Consider the following 21,712-nt stretch of genomic DNA (forward strand, 5'->3'; position numbering starts at 1 on the left):
AATTATTTTTTAATTTTATTAAATCCTGTCCAAAACATTGTTCCTACAGCAACTACTGCTAATAAATAAAACATATTTAATCCAGTACTTACCCATTTAGAAGTGCTTTCTGAAGCTATGATTTCATTAGAAGGTGATTTTACCTCTGTTCCATCTGCTAAAATAAATGAAACTAAAATCAACGCTACAAACAATCCAATGAAGATAAATGTTTTCTTTAAATCGTCTTTTTTAGAAAATAAATTCTTAAATACATAAATTAATACTAATGCTATACAAGCAATTAGAATTACATAAGATAAATATATAAGAGGTGAAATCCAACTACTGTTTGCAGCATCATCAGAAGCCATTAATCCTCCTAAGAAAACTAAGCTTAATACTGAAATTACAATAGCTGCTATTTTTGTTACTTTGTGTAAATTCATAACAGTTATATATTTATTAATTATTTTTTGCTGTAATCTGACAACATATCAACCAAGCTGATAGATGCATCTTCCATATCATTAACGATTGAATCAATCTTAGCTGTGATATAGTTATAGAAAATTTGAAGGATGATAGCAACGATAAGACCGAATACAGTTGTTAATAACGCAACTTTAATACCTCCAGCAACTAAAGATGGCTCCATAGATCCAGCAGACTGAATTTGGTCAAACGCTTCAATCATACCAATTACAGTTCCCATGAACCCTAACATCGGTGCTAAAGCGATAAACAATGAAATCCAAGAAACGTTTTTCTCTAATTGACCCATTTGAACTCCACCGTATGCTACGATTGATTTTTCAGCTGAATCTAAACCATGAGAATAACGGTCTAAACCTTGGTAAAAAATTGAAGCTACTGGTCCAGCAGTATTTCTAGCAATTTCTTTTGCAGCATTAACTCCTCCTGAATTTAAAGCAGTTTCAACTTCGTTTATTAATTTTTTAGTGTTTGTTGTTGATAAATTTAAATAGATGATTCTTTCAATTGCAATTGCTAAACCTAAAATCAAACAGATTAATACAATCCCCATGAAACCAGGACCACCTTCAATAAAACGTTTTTTCATTCCTTGTGTAAAAGTAACTTCTTCTGCTGCCGCATCATCAGTTGTTGCAGTAGCCTCATCAGTTGTTGCTTCAGCTGCTGTAGTATCAGCAACTTGTTCTGTCGCAGGAGCTGCTGCTTGAGTTGAATCTTGAGCTTGAACATTTCCAAAAGTCATAAGCCCTGTGATTGCTAAAATAGAAAATAATCTTTTCATCGCTTTTGTTCTTAAATTTAATTAGTTAATTGGGTTTAAAGATATAAAAATATTTATTAAATTTTAAAATTAATATCATTCTGCAGAGAGGAAGGGATTCGAACCCTCGATACCCTTGTGGAGTATACACACTTTCCAGGCGTGCGCCTTCGACCACTCGGCCACCTCTCTATTAAAACAATATTCGATTTTAAGGGTGCTAAATAACGTAAAAATTCTCATGTATAAAAATTTTAAATGTTATTTTTAAATCATTTCTCCTCTAATTGAGGTCTCAAAAATTGTTTTAAAAACTTTATCCGAAACTTTTTGCCCTAAAAGGTACATTAATTTGGTAATTGCAGCCTCTGTAGTAATGTCTTTTCCAGAAATTACACCTATGTTTTTTAACTGTGTACTGGTCTCATAACTTCCCATTGAAACACTTCCTCCACTACATTGTGTTACATTAATAACGTGAATATTATTATTTATTGCCTTTTTAATACAATTTAAAAACCAATCTTCCGTAGGCGCATTGCCAGAACCATATGTTTCTAAAATAATTCCTTTTAAATTTGGAATAGCAAAAAAGGCGTTCAAAACTTTCTGATTAATACCAGGAAAAATCTTTAAAATAGCAACATTATCATCAAAATCAGTATGCACTTTTAGCTTTTTATTTGCTTTTTGCTTCAAAATAACGTCATAATTTACTTTCAAGTGCACACCCGATTCCGCTAATTCAGGAAAATTTGGTGATGTAAAAGCATTAAAATGTTCGGCACTGATTTTTGTTGTTCGATTTCCTCTGTATAATTTGTATTCGAAATACAAACACACTTCTTGTATAACTGGCTTTTTATTTTCTTGTAGTGAAGCAACTTGAATTGCTGTAATCAAATTTTCTTTAGCATCGGTTCTTAAATCTCCAATTGGCAATTGTGAACCGGTAAAAATTACAGGTTTTGCCAAATCTTCTAACATAAAACTTAATGCAGAAGCACTATAAGACATTGTATCCGAACCATGTAAAACTACAAATCCATCAAATTTTAAATAATTTTCCTCGATAATTTTGGCCATTTTTTGCCAATTAGAAATATTCATATTTGAAGAATCAATAGGAACTTCAAACGATATGGTTTCAATTTGACAGTCTAATAAATGTAACTCGGGAATTCGGCTTAACAACTCATTAAAATCAAAAGCTTTTAAAGCTCCTGTTTCAAAATCTTTTACCATTCCGATGGTGCCACCGGTGTAAATTAAAAGTATTTTTGGTTTATGAGATGTCATTAGTATATTTCAATTTATTCACAACCGGATTAGCATACATCGCCAAGAAACCTTCTCTCATAGTTTCATTATCGGCGTCAATTCGCATTTCTAATCTTCTTTCAAACAATTGACGCTCTTTTTCGTTGTACAAATGTTCAAATCGAGTTGTTTTGTGTAAAATATCGTAAGCAATAAAGTTTGTAGGCCATAATTTATACGATTGCAAAATAGAATCATCAATTACTTGTGCTAAAGCTTGAATTTGCTTGTTGTTGTTGTCGTTTTCAGCAATAATTTTTTCGTATTCGTTCTCTAAAACATCGCCTACATGAATGTGAATACGCTTTTTTTGCCCGATGATTCCACTTAATAACGTAATGAAATCTTCGTTTTTCTCTTTAATATACACTTCATCTTTGGAAAGCGCAATTAATTGAGGCATCTTCAAAGCGTCGGTTGGATCGTATTCATATGAAATTGAAACAGGAACAATTCGTAATTTTTTGAAAAAATTCATGCAATTCGCTTCATCTGATGCCATTGCAATCATTTTCAAAACGCCTTGATGGGTTGCATCATTACCGTCTTTTGTTCTTCCTTCGCGTTGCGCAATCCAAACAGAACGGTTTTCTTTAGACAATAAATGATACATATATTCTGACATCAACTTAGAACTCTGCAACAATTCTCTTGGCGATAATCCTCTTTGAACTAAGAAGTTTCTATTTAATTTCGATAATTTAAGTAGAAAATCTTTTTGAACTAAATTATCTCCAATAGCCGAAGCGGTCATTACCAATCCGTGATCAATTAAAGAAACATTCAGTAATGAAGTATCTAAAATAATATCGCGGTGATTGGAAATAAATAAGTAAGAAGTGTTAGGTTCTAGTTTTTCAAAGCCCGAAGTTGTGAGACCTTCTGAACTTCTTTCTAAAACTCTTTGAATTGATTGATAAACAAAATTGACTTGAAAATCGCGAATAGAATGCGTTCTACTCAATTGCTCTTTCCAAATTTCATCTTCTAATTCTGGAAATGTAAAATCCATCATAGCCTTCATCATAGGATGATGCAACAAAGACTTCAAAGCTTCGTTTACTTCAGAATCATAATAAGGGCGAATAGAATCGAATTTTGTCATATTTATTTTAAAAACAATTCACAAAAGAACAAAAATTTTATGAATTGTAAATTTAAATTTTGATTAAATTCCGAAAATTTGTTTTGAATTTTCAGTAGTAATCCTTGCAATTTCTTCAACTGGAAGCTGATAAATTTCAGCTAACTTTTGCGCTACCAATAATGTATAGCTACTTTCATTTCGTTTTCCTCTATAAGGAACTGGTGCTAAATAAGGCGAATCGGTTTCTAAAACAATATGTTTTAAATCGATTTCATTCAGAAACTGATCAATTTTTCCATTTTTAAAAGTGGCAACTCCTCCAATTCCAAGTTTCATTCCTAACGAAATTGCTCTTTGGGCTTGACCCAAATCACCCGTAAAACAATGAAAAATTCCGAACAAATCATCCGATTTTTCACTTTCTAAAACCTCAAAAACCTCATCAAAAGCATCACGACAATGAATATTGATTCCTAATTTATATTTTTTTGCCAATTGGATTTGGTGTTTAAAAGCATGTTGTTGTTCTTTCAAAAACGTTTTATCCCAAAATAAATCGATTCCTATTTCACCAATGGCATAAAATTTTCTTGAAGCCAATTCTTTTTCCACATGTGCTAACTCTTCTAAATAATTTTCCTTCACATATGTTGGATGCAAACCCATCATTAAAAATACGTTTTCGGGGTATTGTTTTTCTAATTCGTACATTTTAGACGTATAATTAGAATCAATTGCCGGTACAAAAAAACGAGAAACACCAGCATTAATGGACCTTTGCATCATTTCATTGCGGTCTTGATCGAATTCTTCTGAATATAAATGAGTATGAGTGTCGGTTAAATTAAGTTGCGAGTTCAAGGTTATGAGTTTAAAGTTTCGGATTTTGGTACAAAGTTATAAAAGTATTAAGATAGATGTATTAAGTATTAAAACTAAAATTTTTACTTTTGAGCTATGGAAGATTTGCAAGACTTTTTAAAAGGTAAAAAATATAAAAAAACAAAGTTTACAGTACTAAAAACCCAGCATTTATTAATCAAAGGAAAGATAAATGGTGTTAAAGGAAGCTTTATTTTAGATACAGGAGCCAGTAATAGTTGTGTGGGATTTGAAAGCATTGAACATTTCAAATTAGATGCTCAATTTTCAGAAACAAAAGCTGCTGGCGCTGGAGCAACTGGAATAGAAACACAATTGGCAAAAAATAATGAAATTCAGCTAGGAAGATGGAAAAACAACAAACTTCATTTGATTGTTTTTGATATGAGCCATGTTAATGAGGCACTTCGTCATTATAAAACCAAACCAGTTGATGGTATTATTGGTGCTGATGTGCTACTAAAAGGGAAAGCAATTATTGATTATAGCAATCATTTTTTGTATTTGAAATAATTATTTCGAATGGTTTTTCTTCAATGTTCTGAAAGCTAAAATCGTACTAATCAGCATTAAAATTCCGCCCAAAACAAATGGTGCTCCAGGAAATAAAAAAGGGGCTTCATCATGAGTAAAATAATAAAAAACTGATGCCATCATAGGCGGACCTACGATTGAAGAAGCACTCATTAAACTGGTTAAAGTCCCTTGAATTTCACCTTGCTCTGATGGATCTACTTGCTCTGAAACTACTGCTTGCAATGCTGGTCCTGCAATTCCACCTAAACAGTACGGAATTAAAAACACGAACATCATCCAACTTTCAGTAGCAAAAGCAAATAAGAACATCCCTATTGTATATAATGCTAATCCAAAATAAATACTTTTTACATTCCCAATTATTGGATTGATCCAACGTATTAAACCTCCTTGCACAATTCCGACTAACAATCCGATGACCCCGAGAGAAATTCCCACCATTTTTTCAGTCCAATTGAATTGGTACATAGTAAAATAATTCCAATTACTTTGCACTGCATGAGAACCTACATAGAGAACAAAAATAGCCAAAACTAAACCGATTAAATTTGGGTATTTTTTCAAATGCAATAAAGCTCCAATTGGGTTTGCTCTTTTTAATTCGAATGGTCTTCTTTTTTCTTTGCTTAAAGATTCCGGCAAAATGAAATAGCCGTATAAAAAGTTTAGCATACACAAAATAGCGGCTGCAATAAAAGGAATTCTTGTTCCAAATTGCCCTAATAAACCACCTAAAACTGGACCAATAATAAACCCTAATCCAAAAGCAGCACCCATTAATCCAAAATTCTTAGCTCGATTTTCATTTGTACTTACATCCGCAATATAAGCAGAAGCTGTTGTAAAACTTGCTCCAGTAATTCCGGATAGTATTCTACCAATAAACAACCATGTAATTGTAGGCGCAAAGGTTAACAATAAAAAATCTAAAGAAAAAGCAAACAAAGAAGTTAACAATACAGGGCGTCTTCCGTATTTATCACTTAAATTTCCAACCACAGGTGCGAAAATAAATTGGGTAATCGCATAAGCGAAAGTTAACCAACCACCATATTTTGCTGCTTCGCTAATATCGCCATTGATAAGTTCTTTGATTAAATTTGGAATTACAGGAATAATAATACCCCACCCAATAACATCTAATAAAACGGTAATAAAGATAAAACCAACAGCGGCTTGCTTCTTAGATTTTTTCATAGATACAATTTGACTTACAAAGAAAAGAAAAATCCCAAACTCTATTGAAATTGGGATTTATATTTTAGATTTTAATACAAAAAAATTAATTCTTATCTAAAACTACTTTAAAGTCAATTTCTTTAAATGTTGAAAGGGATTTAATAATAATTCTAGCTTTGTTAGTAGCATCTCTTCTTGAGAAAAGAAATGTTTTGATATAATTATTTTTAATTCCTTCGGGATATTTATTGTGTTCTGTAAAAAGCGAATCAATATTTAAAACACTATTTTTTTGGTCTTCACAATATAGCATCATATCAAAAGGTTCAAAATAATTTTCAAATGATTTTTTTAATGTTTCTTCAAACCGTTCTTGATTTAATTTATTCTCTTTTACAATAAATGCTATTTCATTTTTATATTCTAAAGGTTTTTTGTTTTTTTTAGAAATTAATGATTTGATGTCCAAAACAATAACTTTAATATCGTTTTTTGAATAGATTGTTTTATTAGTTTTTTCTAAGATTCCATCAATTTTTATAATTGTTTCTGCTTCTTCTGAAACGTTAAAAAAGCGTGCTTTACCATTGAGAGATTGTAATTTCTTAGTCTTTTCATTTTTTATAAAAGTTATCCAAAATTCTCTGTTTGCCTGCGTTAAAAAATATTCAGGATTTATTTTTTGATGCGTTTCATCAGTTGCATAAACCGTTATAAGTTCGCATCTACTTGTGTTATCTGGAAAATCTTTAACACTTAGCATTATAGTTTCATTAATAACATCACTCGTGTCTATGACCGTTCTATCATATTCAATTTTTACTTCTTGACTTTGTATGTTATAAGTTGATAATAAAAGTAAAATGATTAACCTTATCTGATTATTCTTCATAGATGTAAAAACAGGTTTTTAAAAACGACCTGTTGCAATGTAAAACATTAACCAGCCTGTACAGCCAATTGCTACTCTCCATAACAATTTTTTTAACAAGCCATTAGACGTTGCTTTTCCTTGTTCTAGATATTCGTCTGTTTTTTCATTTGCTGTTCCTACTTTTTTAGATAATTTGGTACCAGCAACAGCACTTAACGATATGATATAAAGAATTCCAACCCAAGCAGCGTTTATAAATCCTAATACCATCATTATCATTCCTATAATTGAAAAAGTTTCCATTTTTTTGATTTAAAATTAATCCCAAACCACATAAAACATGAAGTTTGGGATTTTAATTATTTTATAAATTATTGTTTAATACTTTTTATAAATGTTTGCATGTAAGTATCAATAGCTTGTGCAGTTTCTGTGCCTTTCCCAATTTCATTACAAATCATTAATACTAAATCTGGGTTAGTTGGATGGTTAAGAATATAGATTCTGAATTGCCCAACATCTTTATAAATTTTTTCATCTTGTCTTCCTTTATTATACAAACCTGATTTAAATGTGTATCCTTTCATATTTCCGAATTCAACTTTCTCATACAAACTCATTAAATCTTTTGATTTTACATCTTTGTTTATAAAATAATCAACATCTTGTATTTCTTCATCTCTGAAAAGCACACAGATATTATACCAAGGTAAATTGTATTTTTTTAAATCATATTCATGGATTTTTTTTACTTTATCATTGTTTGAATGATAAGTAACTCTATGAATAAAATCTTTAGCCAATTCATCAACAGTCAAACCTGGATGTGCAGATTTTTCGAAGGCATAAATTTTATAAGTTTCTTGATTTTTGTGTATTTGATAACCAACTTTTGTATCTCTTCTATCTGTACTTCCTGTTTGGCTTGTGTTAATATCTTCTTTTATATTAGTTTTATCTACAGTTACATCAAGATAAGGAAGGTATAGATTTTTTGGTTCCCAAATAGGCACATAAAAGAAAATTGGTTCTAATAATTGAACTTTTGGTCCATATTCTTTATATCCGGTTTCTTCTCTAACCCAAAATCCTATTTCTACTTTTATCGTTTTTTGTTTTTCTACTCCATTTGCTCCATTTAAAATCCATTCAAGTGTATTTCCTCTAGTTAAAAAATCTCTACCTTCAAAAACACTGAACTTTTTTGTTATGGGTGTGTTTTTCATAAAATCGGACATAGCTGTGTAGCCTTCTTTTTGAAGACTCCAACTATTTATGTAGGTATTAGAGTTATCTGAAAACTCTACATATAGATTTGTATAACCCGAATAAACGGTTACAGCTTTAGGCTTTTTAAAACTTACTTGTAAAGTGGCTAAGTCTTTTTTAGAAATTGTAGCACCCGATTTTACTTCTTTTCCACTAATAAAAGCGGATAATTGAGCTTGTGAAAAAGTAAAAGAAAGTAAAGAAACTAATAATAATAAACGATTGATTTTCATAACTATATTTGAAATAATGTAATTAATTAAATTGTTGCTTGCGATTTTTTTAAATGTAATTTGTAACTCAAAAATGCACAGGCAGAACATACAATAAGCCCAATGCATCCAATTAAAGCAAGTGATTTAGGATTTGCACCTGAGAATGTTCCTGCTTCTATATGAGGTGTAATAACCCAAAGAACTATTGATAATACCGCAACAAGAATACTTAATTTAGTAATAAATTCTTTTTTCATGAATGCAACTACAACCATTACAAAAGCAAGTACAGCTAACAAGATACCTAATTTACCAGCATACATTACTTTCCATTTTGGTGGTGTACTTTCAATAATTTCTAAACTTTCTTTTATTTGCGGATCTTCAATTTTAGTAACGTCAATTCCGTCTTTTTTTAATTGTTCAATTTGTTTTTGCTCGTTTTCTACCAAACGATACACTTCTTCTAGTTTTTCAGAATCGCCATCGGTTCCCATTCTATTTTCAATATTTTTAAATAAAACTCCTGTACAAAAACCTCCTACTAAAAAGGCTAAAACCATAAAAATTAATGCTAATACTCTCATAAAATTGTTTGTTAAATTGGTTAATAAAATAAGTTTGATTTTTTGGAAACGCTTTATATTAATAAATGAAACGTTTTGTTTTATTGTTTAACGATTTTTGCTGTTTTTACTTCATTATTAGAAGTTACTTTTACCAAATAATTTCCTGGAGATAAACCTGCAACATTTATTGAAATTCCATTACTATTTACAGCTTTTGTAATAACTTCTTGACCTAACAAATTATAAATTGATACAGTTGTAATTTCTTTATCAAATGAAAAATTTAAAACATCTTTTACAGGATTTGGATAAAGCTTCAAATCTTTTATTGAGAATGATTCTGAAGTAAGCATTTGGGTTGTAAACGAACCTCCAGAAACCCAATTGGTTTGTGTTTGTCCACAATTGGATTTTACCCAAAAATAATAGGTAGTATTTGGCGTTAAATTGGTTAACACTGCAAAAGTATCTGTGGTTGTTCCTGTAATTGCATTTGCAGAAAATGGATCGTTAACAGTACTATAACAATATATATATCCGTTACTTGGAGCAGGATTTGGTGCTACCCATGCAATATTTACAACTGTTGCAGATTCAGGATCTGTAAATAACTGTGTTGGTGCGTTACAGCCAGATGCTGAATATGTGGTAAACGAACCTCCAGAAACCCAATCGGTTTGTGTTTGTCCACAATTAGATTTTACCCAAAAATAATAGGTAGTGTTTGGAGATAAATTAGTTAATTCAACATAAGTCTCTGTGGTTGTTCCTGTAATTGCATTTGCAGAAAACGGATCGTTGACAGTACTATAACAATATATATATCCGTTACTTGGAGCAGGATTTGGTGCTACCCATGCAATATTATTAGTTGTAGATGTTAAACCATCATAAAATAGTTGCGTTGGAGCATTACAGCCAGATGCTGGATATGTTGTAAACGAACCTCCCGAAACCCAATTAGATTGCGTAGCGCCACAATTAGATTTCACCCAAAAATAATAAGTAGTGTTCGGCGTTAAATTATTTAAAACAGCAAAGGTATTTGTCGTAGTTCCAGTGATTGCATTGGCAGAAAACGGATCGTTTACAGTACTGTAACAATAAACATAACCATTGCTTGGTGTAGGATTTGGTGCCGTCCATGCAATATTATTTGAAGTTGAAGTCAAACCATCATAAAATAGTTGCGTTGGAGCATTACAGCTTGCTATTGTAGTACATCGAATAGATTTTACTCTGTTTGTGTTTTGAGTTCCACAACTAGAATTAGTATTCAAATGGTATCTAATTACTCCAGAGTTTGTGCCAGATAACCAGGTTAAAGGAGTTAAACCACTTGCTAAAACCACTGTTCCTGTAGCATTAGTTATTGTAATAAAATCTGTGGATACTGAACTAGTAAAAGTATATTGTCTATTTGACAATACATTTACAATTGAATATTCTCCTGCATAAGCATCTGCAACGATTTGTTCTGTACTTCCTGTACAAGCAGGTGTAAAAGCTGCATCAGGATATAATCCATAAATTGCACCGTTACAAATTAATGCAGGTGGTGTAGTAAAACTACCACCCGAAACCCATACACCAGTTGTAGCTCCACAATTAGAGCGTATCCAGTAGTAATAAGTTGTACCTGCTGCAACATTTAAATACATTGTGGTAGTTAAGTTAGTTGTACTAAATAATGTAGGAGTAGAATTTGCAGTAGGAGCACTATTGGTTGTAACGATATAAATATCATAATTAGAAGAAGGTACTGGTGATGCAGCTGTCCAAGTCATTTTACAAGAATTGGAAGTTATATTTGATACCGCTAGATTTGAAGGTGGTACGCAGTTTGATGCATCTGCACATCGAATATAGCGAGACCTTTCCACTTGTTGACTACCACAACTAGCATTGGAATGAAGATAATAACGAATAACACCCGTAGTAGTTCCAGAATCCCATCTTACTGGTTGTGTTCCGCTTGCATAAACAACAGTTCCAGTTGCATTAGTAATTGTAATATAATCAGTTGTTACAGAACTAGAAAATGAATATTGTTTGTTTGCAATTACATTCACATTACTATATTCGCCTGCATAACTTTGACTGGTTAATGTTTCGTAGTTTCCACTACAGTTTGGTGTATAAGTAGTAGCGGGAAATAGCCCATACGTTGCTGAAGTACATTGCGCAACAGCACTAGGAATGAAATACAAAAATGCTAGTAGGCAGAATAAAGTAATTTTTTTTCTCATTTTTTGATTTTGATGATTTGAAACTTAATTTGATTAAAATTCCACCAAAACTATGAGATAAGAAGCATTAGACCAATTTATATATTGGACTATTTATAAATAATCAGACAACAAAATGCGGTTTATTTTACTGATTATTAAATGCTTAATTTGTACTTTCTAATTGTTCAATAAAATAATTAGGAGAAAGTCCAGTTTGCTTTTTAAAAACACGAACAAGTGTATTGGCATCTTTATAACCTACTTCCTCTGCGATGGCTTGCAAAGTATATTTACGGAAATAAGGGGCATCTTTTAGTTTTTGAAGCACATAATGAATTCGCAATTCTTGCGTATATTCTGAAAAGGTTTTTTGCATTACCTGATTGAAGTATTGTGACAAATAAGCAGTATTTGTATTTAACTTTTTTGCTACAAAAGCCAACTTGAAATTTGGATCTAAAAAAGTTTCTTTTTGTTCTAATTTTTTTAAACCTAATGCTATTTTTTCAATGAGCTCTTCATCAATTGTTTGTTTAGGTTGTATTTCAGTCTTACTGATTTGCAAATCATCAGCATCTGAAACTTGAGATTCTTTTAGACTTTGGATAATCTTTAAAAACCTATAATGCTTTTCTTTTTGTTTTTTATGATAATAATAAAAACTTAAAACAACTACAATTAGAATTATTAGAATGCTAAAAAGTGATATTTTAAAATAATTTTTTGATGCAATAATATTATTAGATTCCTCTTTTATTATGTTTAAATCGTAATTGTGAAGAAAATTTAAAGATTTACTTTTTATCCCTTCTATTGATTGAATTAATTCTAAACTTTTTTGGGCGTAGCGATACGCATTTTTGCTATCTTTTTTTTCGTTATAACATTGTGTCATAATGTTATATGCCATTAATAGATTTTCCTTTGAAACCTTAGTTATTTGGTAACTTTCAATATATTTATTGCAATAGTACAGTGCAGAATCTACTTGTTTTAAATGATGAAAACAATCGGCCATTCCTAAATCAAACAACTGTACTGTTCTTATATTATCATTAATTGCAGGATAACTTTTTCTTTTTCTATATAAAGACAATGATTTATCGTAATTTCCGGCTAAAGCAGCACTTTTTGCTTCTCGCATACTCAATAACGCTTTTGTGTACTCGGGTTGAAAATTATCCTGCAACATCATATTGGCAGCAACATTAAAGTGGTAATCTGCAGAATCTAACAACACTTTCTTCTTCGACTGAAGGTAATACTTTTGATAAGCTTCACCTATGATGTTGTATTTATCTGCAAATAATTTTTTATTCATTACTTTTTTCTCACCAACTCCTAATTTTAGATGTGGTGTAGTTTTTAATTCTCTTTTTAACAAAGCAATTCCATTAATATAATCGCCCATAGCTACTTTTATCAAACCATATTGTTCATTAAAACGATTTTTTTGTACGGCGTTTTTATATTTATCCAAATAAAATAATGCTAAATCATACTCTCCTAAATTTTTATGTATGTAAAAAAGCTTGTTGACACACATACCTATTAAATCTTGATAAACCTTACTTGATTTATCTAGCTTACTTTTTTCAATACTATCTATGAGTACAATGAGAAGTTTTTTTGAGTAGGTAAACTCAGATTTATTGTAAAAATAATTAGCTACGTAATATTTACCATAAAAACGAAACAACTCGTTTGTAGAATTACTAATTTCCAAAGCCTCAGTGTAAGCTTTTTCCGGATTTGAAATAAGTTGTTCTTGAATAATTCGAGTTCTTTTAATCTCAGATTCATTTAACTCTTGAGAAAATGTCAAATGAATATATAATAGTAGTATGAAAGTAAGAGAGAATTTATGCATTTTAAAAAATTGGAAAATCCGACTGAAAATTACGGTGTGCTAAAATAAGAATAAAACTACACTCTTTTGAAATTTCTTTATAAGAATAGCTTTTAGCATTTTCAAATAAATTAGCTCAAGTAAGAATTTTTAGTAAAGAAAAATCCCAAACTCTTTTGGAATTTGGGATTTTATATGCAAACCTACAAGGTTTTATAAATCTTGCAGGCTGTTTAACTAATTATAATTCTAAGGCTTTTTTCACATTACCACCCATTAAAATTTCTGCTGGGTTTTCTAATGCTTCTTTTACCGCTACTAAGAATCCAACTGACTCACGTCCGTCGATGATTCTGTGGTCGTATGATAAGGCAACATACATTACTGGAGCAATTACAATTTGTCCGTTTTTAACAATAGCTCTATCCACTACATTGTGCATTCCTAAAATTCCAGATTGTGGAGGATTAATGATTGGTGTAGATAACATACTTCCGAAAACACCTCCATTAGAAATAGTGAATGTTCCTCCAGTCATTTCGTCTACAGTGATTTGTCCGTCACGAGCTCTTAAAGCTAATCTCTTGATTTCTGCTTCAACACCTCTGAATGATAATGTTTCTGCATTTCTCATTACAGGAACCATTAATCCTTTTGGACCAGAAACGGCTACCGAAATATCACAGAAGTCGTAAGAAATTTTCTCTTGACCATCAATCATAGAGTTTACATCTGGATACAATTGTAAAGCACGAGTTACCGCTTTTGTAAAGAACGACATGAAGCCTAATCCTAAACCGTGTTTTGCTTTAAACTCTTCTTTATATTGATCACGAATTGCATAAATTGCCGACATATCTACTTCGTTGAAAGTAGTTAACATCGCAGTTTCGTTTTTAGCAGAAACCAAACGCTCTGCTACTTTTCTACGTAACATAGAAAGTTTTGTTCTTTCTGTTCCGCGGTTTCCTCCTGTTGGAGTTCCCATAGAAGGTACTGCATTTACAGCATCATCTTTAGTAATTCTTCCGCCTTTACCCGTTCCAACAATGTCTGAAGGTTGTATATTTTTTTCTTCTAATATTTTTCTAGCTGCTGGAGATGGCGCTTGAGTTGCATACGTTTTTTCAGCAACTTGTGCTGCTTTTGGTCCCGAAGTTTCGGGATTAGCTTTAGGTGCTTCAACTGCTTTTGCTTCTTCTTTAGCTGGTCCCGAAGCTTCGGGAGCACCACCTTCTGGTTTTGCGGCACCTGTATCGATTAAACAAACTACAGCACCAACCGCTACTGCATCACCTTCTTCTGCTTTTAATGTAATGATTCCGCTTGCTTCAGCTGGTAATTCTAATGTTGCTTTATCTGAATCAACCTCAGCAATCGCTTGGTCTTTTTCTACATAATCACCATCTTTTACTAACCATGTAGCAATTTCTACTTCTTTAATTGATTCCCCTGGAGAAGGGACTTTCATTTCTAAAATCATGTTTTTTAGTTTAAAAGTTTAAAATAAGTTTAGAAGTTTAAAAGTTGTGTTAGCTTTAAACCTAAACTATTAGCTGTTTTATTTTTATTGAAATAATTTTTTATCAAATACCATAGCGATAGCATTAGCATGACGTTTTTTAGAACGCTCGTAACTTCCTGCTGCTGGTGCACTGTATGCTTTTGGTGATGCTAATCTTAATTTTACTAAATCAAAATTCATCAACATATAACCATAAGCTCCCATGTTTTTAGGTTCTTCTTGTGCCCAAACATAATCATCTACATTTGGATAACTGTCGATAATCGCTTTGATTTGGTCAACTGCTAATGGGAACAATTGTTCTAAACGAACTACAGCCACATCATTTCTACCTAATTCAGCACGTTTTGCAATAATATCATAATAGAATTTACCTGTACAGAAAACCAACGTTTTGATTGCTTTTTTATCTGTTACATTTGGATCATCTAATACTTCTTGGAATTGTCCGTTTGCTAAATCATCCATTGAAGACACTACATCTGGATGACGTAATAAACTCTTTGGAGAGAATACTACTAATGGCTTACGGAATTCTGTTTTTAATTGTCTTCTCATTAAGTGGAAGAAGTTGGCTGGCGTAGTTACATCGGCAATGTACATGTTGTGTTTTGCACATAATTGCAAGTAACGCTCCATACGAGCTGATGAATGCTCTGCTCCTTGGTTTTCATAACCATGAGGCAATAACATTACCAATCCGTTTTGGTTGTTCCACTTGTCTTCACCTGCAGAAATATATTGGTCAATCATAATTTGAGCTCCATTAGAGAAATCTCCAAACTGTGCTTCCCAAATTGTTAAGGTTTTTGGCGATGCTAATGCATATCCGTATTCAAAACCTAAAACTCCATATTCTGAAAGGTGAGAATTGTAGATATAAAAGTTTCCTTTTTTATCTTTTATGCTATCTAAAAGAATCACTTCTTCTTCAGAATCTTCTACTTTAACAACAGCATGACGATGTGAGAATGTTCCACGCTCAACATCTTGTCCTGAAATACGCACATCAAAACCTTCTTTTAGTAAGGAACCATAAGCTAATAATTCGCCCATTGCCCAATCTAATTTATTGGTTTCTACCATGTTTTTTCTATCCGAAATTAACTTGGTAATCTTGCTGATAAATTTTTTGTCAGAAGGAAGTTCTGTAATTGTTTTAGCAATTTCAGCTAATTGTTTTTTATCAAAAGATGTGTCAAATTTTTGAAGCATTACATCATCAGAAACTTGTTTGTAACCTTCCCACTCATTTTCCATGAAAGGTGTAATTACAGTTAAGTCTTTTTTACGTGATGCCTCTAAATTTTCATCTAATTTTGCTTTGTACGCTTCTTCCAATTCTTTTACAAAACCAGCAGAAATAATGTTATCCTGAATTAATTTTTCAGCATATAAATCTCTTGGATTTTTGTGTTTAGAAATGGCTTTGTATAAAATAGGTTGCGTAAAACGAGGCTCATCACCTTCGTTGTGACCATATTTTCTATATCCTAATAAATCGATGAAAACGTCTCCACCAAATTCCATACGGTAATCTAAAGCAAACAACATTGCATGAACAACTGCTTCTGCATCATCTGCATTAACATGTAAAACTGGTGATAAAGTTACTTTAGCAATATCTGTACAATAAGTAGATGAACGAGCATCTAAATAGTTAGTTGTAAATCCAACTTGGTTATTGATTACTAAATGGATAGTTCCTCCTGTTTTATAACCATCTAACTTTGCCATTTGAATGATTTCATACACAATACCTTGACCAGCAACAGCGGCATCACCGTGAACAGCGATTGGTAATACTTTTGAAAAATCATTTGGATAATTTCTATCTTGTTTTGCTCTTGTGATTCCTTCAATAACAGCACCAACTGTTTCTAAGTGCGAAGGATTTGGAGCTAAGTTTAAGTTGATTTTCTTTCCAGAATCGGTCAATCTATCTGAAGTTAACCCTAAGTGGTATTTTACGTCACCATCAAAGTTAGCGTCTTCATCATAGTCTTTTCCGTCGAATTCAGAGAAGATATTTTGAGTGTTTTTTCCAAAGATGTTAGCTAAAACATTCAAACGACCTCTGTGCGCCATTCCCATTACAAATTGTTCCACACCTTTATCTGCTGCAGCTTCAACTAAAGCATCTAAAGCTGGAATTACCGCTTCACATCCCTCTAATGAGAAACGTTTTTGACCCACATATTTTGTATGTAAAAAGTTTTCGAAAGAAACTGCTTCATTTAATTTCTTAAGAATGTGTTTCTTTTGCTCAGTCGAAAAATTAGGTTGGTTATCGTTGATGTCTAAACGATTTTTAATCCAATCTTGTACTTTTGGATCACGAATGTACATGAATTCCACTCCGATTGACTGACAATATACATTTTCTAAATGCTTAACAATATCAGCTAATGTACTTGGTTTCATGTTTACCATTTTGGCTGCATCAAAAACCGTATTCAAATCGGCTTGAGATAATCCAAAATTTTCTAGAGCCAATGAAGGTCCGTGAACTCTTCTATCTCTAACTGGATTTGTTTTAGTAAATAAGTGACCACGAGTTCTATATCCTTCAATTAATTTAAGAACATTGAACTCTTTTTGCATTTTTTCAGAAATTTCACCCGAATCACCCGAAGCTACATAAGCAATTTGCTTAGCAACTTCATCTGAACCATAATTGGCTTGTGCGAAATCAAATCCTTGAAAAAAACTTCTCCAGCTTGGCTCTACGCTATCTGGATTTTGTAGATATTGTTCGTATAAATCGGCAAAAAAAGCCGTATGTGCAGCGTTTAAAAAGGAAAACCTATCCATAGTGTGTTGTCTAAAAGACCTTTTAATTAAAAATTTACGCAAAAGTAAAACATTTTATGATAATCTTTCAAGGATTTTTATACTTTTATAACATTAATTTTTTCAAAATGGATTTATGAAAAAGAATTTCGTAATGAATTTAACATTTTTGTTGGTTATTGTGTTTTTATTTGGTTTTAAATCTGAAATTTATGCACAAGAAAATACAGAAAATAAAACAAAAAGCGATTTTTGGAATCATGTTCAATTTGGTGGAGGATTTGGGTTAGGAGTAGGAAATAATTATGCCGATATTATGGTAGCCCCAAGCGCTATTTACAACTTTAATAACTATGTTTCAGCAGGATTAGGTTTGCAATACAATTATATTAAGCAAAAAGATTTTTATAATGCCAACTTATATGGCGCAAGTATTCTTGCTTTATTTAACCCTCTTGAAGAATTACAAATTTCAACCGAAATAGAGCAACTTAAAGTCAACAGAACATTTAAAAATAATTTTGAAAGTAATTCTCAAGATTTTTGGAATACAGCTTTATTCATTGGTTTAGGATATCGTAGCGAAAACATCACCATGGGAATGCGCTACAATATCTTACATAAAAATAGAGACAATATATATCCTGAAGCTTTTATGCCTTTTGTGAGAATTTATTTTTAATATTTATTGCGAAACCAAACCTTTTGCCACTCCCTTTTTAATACTAAAAAAGCAACTTGTTCGGATAATTCTACTAAATCAGTACCATCTAATTTTTTGATTTGTTCTTCTGGAACATCGATGATGTATAGTAAATTTAGATATTCGGCAAACTTATATTGAATGAGTTTGTAGATTTTTTCTTGAACCAAATTCTTAAATTCAAACGGAAAAATACTTGTTGGCACATCTAAAGATTCATTCGCCAAAGCAAAATCTTTATTCACTTGTTCAATCAATTTAAAGTACAAGTGTTCTTCTTCAGCTTGTGAAATTAATGCGTCAATATTGGCAGGATTTATAAAATTCATTTTTACACTATTATTGACACATTGTCTAATTGATAAATTGGCACATTATTACACGTTTCTCCCCATTAAATTCTCACCAAAAGCTTTCAAAATGGATTTCTTATCATTTTCAATATCCATTTTTTCTAAAGTTTCAAATGCTTTAAAAGTATACTCTTGAATCGCTTTTTTAGTAGCTTCACTTGCTCCTGATGTATTAAAGATAGCTTTTACCGATTCTATTTTATCTTTATTATCGGAGGGTTGGATAGAAAACAAATGCAACAATTGTTGCTTGTCATCTTCATTAGCAAATTCAGTTGCTTTTAAATATAAATAGGTTTTTTTATTTTCAATTATATCACCACCAACTTGTTTTCCAAATGTTTCTGGATTACCAAAAGCATCTAAATAATCATCTTGTAATTGGAAAGCAATTCCTAAATTCAATCCAAAATCATAAATCAAATCTGCATTTTCATCAGTAGTTTCAGCAACAATTGCTCCCATTTTCATTGCAGCACCTACTAAAACAGCTGTTTTATATTCAATCATTTTTAAATATTCCGGAATTGTAACATCATCGCGAGTTTCAAAATCCACATCATATTGTTGTCCTTCGCAAACTTCTAAAGCGGTTTTACTGAATAATTTTGCTAATTTTTGAAAGGTGATTGGCTCATAATTTTCAAAAAATTGATAGGCTAAAATCAACATCGCATCACCCGATAAAATTCCAGTATTCACATCCCATTTTTCATGAACCGTTTGATTGCCTCTTCTTAAAGGCGCATCGTCCATAATATCATCATGTATTAATGAAAAATTATGAAACACCTCAACTGCTGTTGCCGCAGGAATTGCTTTTTCACAATCTACATTAAAAACTTCAGTTGCCATTAAAGTCAAAACGGGACGCATTCTTTTTCCACCAAGCGACAAAATATACTCGATAGGCTCATATAGATTCTTTGGTTGTTTGTTGGAAACAATTTGGGAAAAATGATGACTCATTTTTTCTTGATAGTATGATATAGAATGCATGAAATTAATTTTCTGCTAAAATACTTTAAATATTGTGTATAGCCAAAATTAAGCAAATGTTAAATTTTTACAAAAACAAAGGAAACTATTTTGGTGTTAAAAGTTTCCGATATACATTTGTACCCGAATTTAACAAGAAAATGAAAGATAAAATAATCAATAAAGCTAAAGAAATGTTTTTAAAACTAGGTTTTAAAAGCATTACTATGGACGATATTGCTTGCGAAATGTGTATTTCAAAGAAGACCATTTACAAATATTTTTCTAACAAAGACGTTTTAATAGAAGAAAGTGTTCAAATGGTTCATAAAGAAATTCATGAAACAATTGATAAAATCGTAGCACAAAATTTTAATGCTATTGAAGAAAATTTTGAAGTTAGAAGAATGTTCAAAGAAATGTTTAAAAGTGCTGAATCTTCTCCTATTTATCAGCTTAAGAAACATTATCCTGAAATTTACGACAAAGTATTAAATATGCAAATTGAAGTTTGTGTAAAATGCTTTAGAGATAATATAGAAAAGGGAATCAAAGAAGGATTGTATAGAAAAGATTTAGATATAGATAATTATGTAAAGTTTTATTACACTTTGATTTTTAACATAAATGAAAATACAGTACTTGAAAAAGATGCACAAGAATTAGAACTAAAAGCATTAGAATATCACATAAGAGCCATGGCAACATTAGCAGGCTTATTAGAATTAGAAAAACAATTAAAGACGCAAATACTAAATCAATGAAACAAAAACTATTATTAACCCTACTGTTTATATCTCTTTTATCAAAGGGACAAAACAAAACAGAAAACTATAGCTTTACATTGCAACAAGCAATTGATCATGCTATTGAAAACAATTATACTGCTATTAATGCAAAACGTGATATTGATGCCGCAAAGCAAAAAAAATGGGAAACCACGGCTTCAGGACTTCCACAAATCACTAGTAATATACAATATTTAAATAATCTTGACTTTCAAGTACAAGGGGTTTCAGGAAATGCTTTCAATCCGGGTGGCGATCCAAATGCCATTTCAACCATAGCTTTTGGTACAAAACATAGTATGAATGCTTCTGCAACTTTAAGTCAATTAATATTTGATGGTTCCTATATCGTAGGATTGCAATCGGCTAAAGTGTATTTACAAATTTCACAAAATGCAAAAGAAAAAACCGATTTAGAAATTAAAGAGCTAGTTACGAATGCTTATGGTAATGTACTTTTAGCACGAGAAAGTGTTTCAATTTTAGAAAAAAACAAAGCTACTTTAGAAAAAACATTATTTGAAACTAATGAAACCTACAAAAACGGATTGACAGAAGAAGAAAGTGTAGAGCAACTTCAAATAACGCTAACACAGTTAACGAGTTCTTTATCGAATGCGAAGAAAAGAGCCGAAATTGCTTTAAATCTTTTAAAGATTTCAGTTGGAATCGATATTAACAACGAAGTTATTTTAACCGATAAACTTGAGGATTTAGCAATTAAAAACGTTGATTTAGCAATGCTTTCTGAAGAATTTGATTCTAAAAAATCTATCGATTTTAAAATACAAGAAAACAATCAAGAGTCGAAACGTTTATTATTAAAATTAGAGCGTTTTAGAGCTTTACCAACAATTGGAGCTCAGTTGAACTATGGTGCCAATACTTTTGCTAATCAGTTTGATTTTTTGACTACTAATCAAAAATGGTACAATTATTCGAATTTTGGTGTAAACCTGAGCTTGCCTATTTTTAGCAGCTTTAGAGATCGCGCCAGAACGCAACAAGCTAAAATCGCATTTGAACAAGCTAAAACACAACTTACCGAAACGGAGCAGCGTTTAAAACTTCAATTTCAACAAGCTAAAACAGATTACGAGTTTAGCATTGAGCAATATTCGGCTTCAAAAAGCAACCTAAAATTAGCTGAAAGAATCGAAGGTAAACAACAAATAAAATTCAAAGAAGGACTTTCAACAAGTTTTGAATTTACAGAAGCTCAACGTCAATTATATACAGCGCAACAAAATTATTTACAAGCTATGATTGATGTAATGAACAAAAAAGCAACTTTAGACAAACTAACTAATAAAAAATAAGACA

20 protein-coding genes and 1 tRNA gene are annotated in these 21,712 nt (G+C 31.4%); 4 read left to right on the forward strand and 17 right to left on the reverse strand.

The genetic code is table 11. The features are described 5' to 3' along the window. Positions 1–2: 2 nt before the first annotated feature. The 6 genes from V7P59_RS07160 to V7P59_RS07185 all read right to left on the reverse strand — a co-directional run bounded on the left by V7P59_RS07160 (position 3) and on the right by V7P59_RS07185 (position 4,505). Positions 3–428, reverse strand: coding sequence for a hypothetical protein (locus tag V7P59_RS07160; RefSeq protein ID WP_333809472.1), 426 nt, complete (start codon positions 426–428; stop codon positions 3–5). 20 nt (positions 429–448) lie between these two features. Next, a complete protein-coding gene (locus V7P59_RS07165; RefSeq protein WP_333809473.1) occupies positions 449–1,258 on the reverse strand; it encodes a MotA/TolQ/ExbB proton channel family protein in 810 nt (269 codons plus the stop codon). An 83-nt stretch (positions 1,259–1,341) separates the two neighbouring features. Next, positions 1,342–1,429: transfer RNA gene (locus tag V7P59_RS07170), tRNA-Ser, on the reverse strand. A gap of 75 nt (positions 1,430–1,504) precedes the next feature. Then, complete coding sequence (locus V7P59_RS07175; RefSeq protein ID WP_333809475.1) at positions 1,505–2,536, reverse strand: asparaginase; 1,032 nt, start codon at positions 2,534–2,536, stop codon at positions 1,505–1,507. After that, positions 2,523–3,662: a 1-acyl-sn-glycerol-3-phosphate acyltransferase gene (locus V7P59_RS07180; RefSeq protein WP_333809476.1), complete on the reverse strand. Its 1,140-nt coding sequence runs from the start codon at positions 3,660–3,662 to the stop codon at positions 2,523–2,525. The genes V7P59_RS07175 and V7P59_RS07180 overlap by 14 nt, the downstream gene beginning before the upstream one ends. 63 nt (positions 3,663–3,725) lie before the next feature. Next, the gene (locus V7P59_RS07185) at positions 3,726–4,505 is read right to left on the reverse strand and encodes a TatD family hydrolase (RefSeq protein ID WP_333809477.1); all 780 of its coding nucleotides are present in this window, start codon (positions 4,503–4,505) and stop codon (positions 3,726–3,728) included. A 96-nt stretch (positions 4,506–4,601) separates the two neighbouring features. On the opposite strand from V7P59_RS07185, the gene V7P59_RS07190 reads away from it, so the two are divergent. Then, a complete protein-coding gene (locus tag V7P59_RS07190) occupies positions 4,602–5,039 on the forward strand; it encodes a retropepsin-like aspartic protease (RefSeq protein WP_333809478.1) in 438 nt (145 codons plus the stop codon). Here V7P59_RS07190 and V7P59_RS07195 read toward each other — a convergent pair whose 3' ends face one another. The 9 genes from V7P59_RS07195 to V7P59_RS07235 form a co-directional block, all read right to left on the reverse strand. Further along, positions 5,040–6,260: a TCR/Tet family MFS transporter gene (locus V7P59_RS07195; RefSeq protein WP_333809479.1), complete on the reverse strand. Its 1,221-nt coding sequence runs from the start codon at positions 6,258–6,260 to the stop codon at positions 5,040–5,042. It lies immediately after the preceding gene. Between the two features lie 85 nt (positions 6,261–6,345). After that, the gene (locus tag V7P59_RS07200) at positions 6,346–7,134 is read right to left on the reverse strand and encodes a hypothetical protein (RefSeq protein WP_333809480.1); all 789 of its coding nucleotides are present in this window, start codon (positions 7,132–7,134) and stop codon (positions 6,346–6,348) included. Between the two features lie 18 nt (positions 7,135–7,152). After that, positions 7,153–7,419 carry a hypothetical protein gene (locus V7P59_RS07205; RefSeq protein WP_333809481.1) on the reverse strand — a complete coding sequence of 89 codons (267 nt, stop codon included), beginning with the start codon at positions 7,417–7,419 and terminating at the stop codon, positions 7,153–7,155. A 68-nt stretch (positions 7,420–7,487) separates the two neighbouring features. Further along, positions 7,488–8,618 (reverse strand): hypothetical protein, encoded by a 1,131-nt coding sequence (locus tag V7P59_RS07210; protein WP_333809482.1) that lies wholly within the window; start codon positions 8,616–8,618, stop codon positions 7,488–7,490. 26 nt (positions 8,619–8,644) lie between these two features. Next, positions 8,645–9,187, reverse strand: a complete 543-nt coding sequence (locus tag V7P59_RS07215) for a hypothetical protein (protein WP_333809483.1) — start codon at positions 9,185–9,187, stop codon at positions 8,645–8,647. 80 nt (positions 9,188–9,267) lie between these two features. Beyond that, positions 9,268–11,418, reverse strand: a complete 2,151-nt coding sequence (locus tag V7P59_RS07220) for a T9SS type A sorting domain-containing protein (RefSeq protein WP_333809484.1) — start codon at positions 11,416–11,418, stop codon at positions 9,268–9,270. Between the two features lie 145 nt (positions 11,419–11,563). Further along, the gene (locus V7P59_RS07225; protein ID WP_333809485.1) at positions 11,564–13,270 is read right to left on the reverse strand and encodes a helix-turn-helix domain-containing protein; all 1,707 of its coding nucleotides are present in this window, start codon (positions 13,268–13,270) and stop codon (positions 11,564–11,566) included. A gap of 220 nt (positions 13,271–13,490) precedes the next feature. After that, positions 13,491–14,732 carry a 2-oxoglutarate dehydrogenase complex dihydrolipoyllysine-residue succinyltransferase gene (odhB, locus tag V7P59_RS07230; protein ID WP_333809486.1) on the reverse strand — a complete coding sequence of 414 codons (1,242 nt, stop codon included), beginning with the start codon at positions 14,730–14,732 and terminating at the stop codon, positions 13,491–13,493. A gap of 84 nt (positions 14,733–14,816) precedes the next feature. Next, positions 14,817–17,588: a 2-oxoglutarate dehydrogenase E1 component gene (locus V7P59_RS07235; protein WP_333809487.1), complete on the reverse strand. Its 2,772-nt coding sequence runs from the start codon at positions 17,586–17,588 to the stop codon at positions 14,817–14,819. 115 nt (positions 17,589–17,703) lie between these two features. On the opposite strand from V7P59_RS07235, the gene V7P59_RS07240 reads away from it, so the two are divergent. Continuing rightward, a complete protein-coding gene (locus tag V7P59_RS07240) occupies positions 17,704–18,249 on the forward strand; it encodes a hypothetical protein (protein WP_333809488.1) in 546 nt (181 codons plus the stop codon). Here the strand turns inward: V7P59_RS07240 and V7P59_RS07245 are convergent. Further along, positions 18,246–18,599: a hypothetical protein gene (locus V7P59_RS07245; protein ID WP_333809489.1), complete on the reverse strand. Its 354-nt coding sequence runs from the start codon at positions 18,597–18,599 to the stop codon at positions 18,246–18,248. The genes V7P59_RS07240 and V7P59_RS07245 overlap by 4 nt on opposite strands. A 48-nt stretch (positions 18,600–18,647) precedes the next feature. Further along, positions 18,648–19,622 carry a polyprenyl synthetase family protein gene (locus V7P59_RS07250; protein ID WP_333809490.1) on the reverse strand — a complete coding sequence of 325 codons (975 nt, stop codon included), beginning with the start codon at positions 19,620–19,622 and terminating at the stop codon, positions 18,648–18,650. Positions 19,623–19,762: 140 nt separating this feature from the next. Here V7P59_RS07250 and V7P59_RS07255 point away from each other — a divergent pair, with 140 nt between their 5' ends. Then, on the forward strand, positions 19,763–20,365 hold the full coding sequence (locus V7P59_RS07255) for a TetR/AcrR family transcriptional regulator (protein WP_333809499.1): 603 nt from the start codon (positions 19,763–19,765) through the stop codon (positions 20,363–20,365). Beyond that, positions 20,362–21,708, forward strand: coding sequence for a TolC family protein (locus V7P59_RS07260; RefSeq protein WP_333809491.1), 1,347 nt, complete (start codon positions 20,362–20,364; stop codon positions 21,706–21,708). Before V7P59_RS07255 ends, V7P59_RS07260 begins: the two co-directional genes overlap by 4 nt. Positions 21,709–21,712: the final 4 nt, after the last annotated feature.

Source organism: Flavobacterium sp. (assembly GCF_036782315.1).
Lineage (GTDB): Bacteria > Bacteroidota > Bacteroidia > Flavobacteriales > Flavobacteriaceae > Flavobacterium.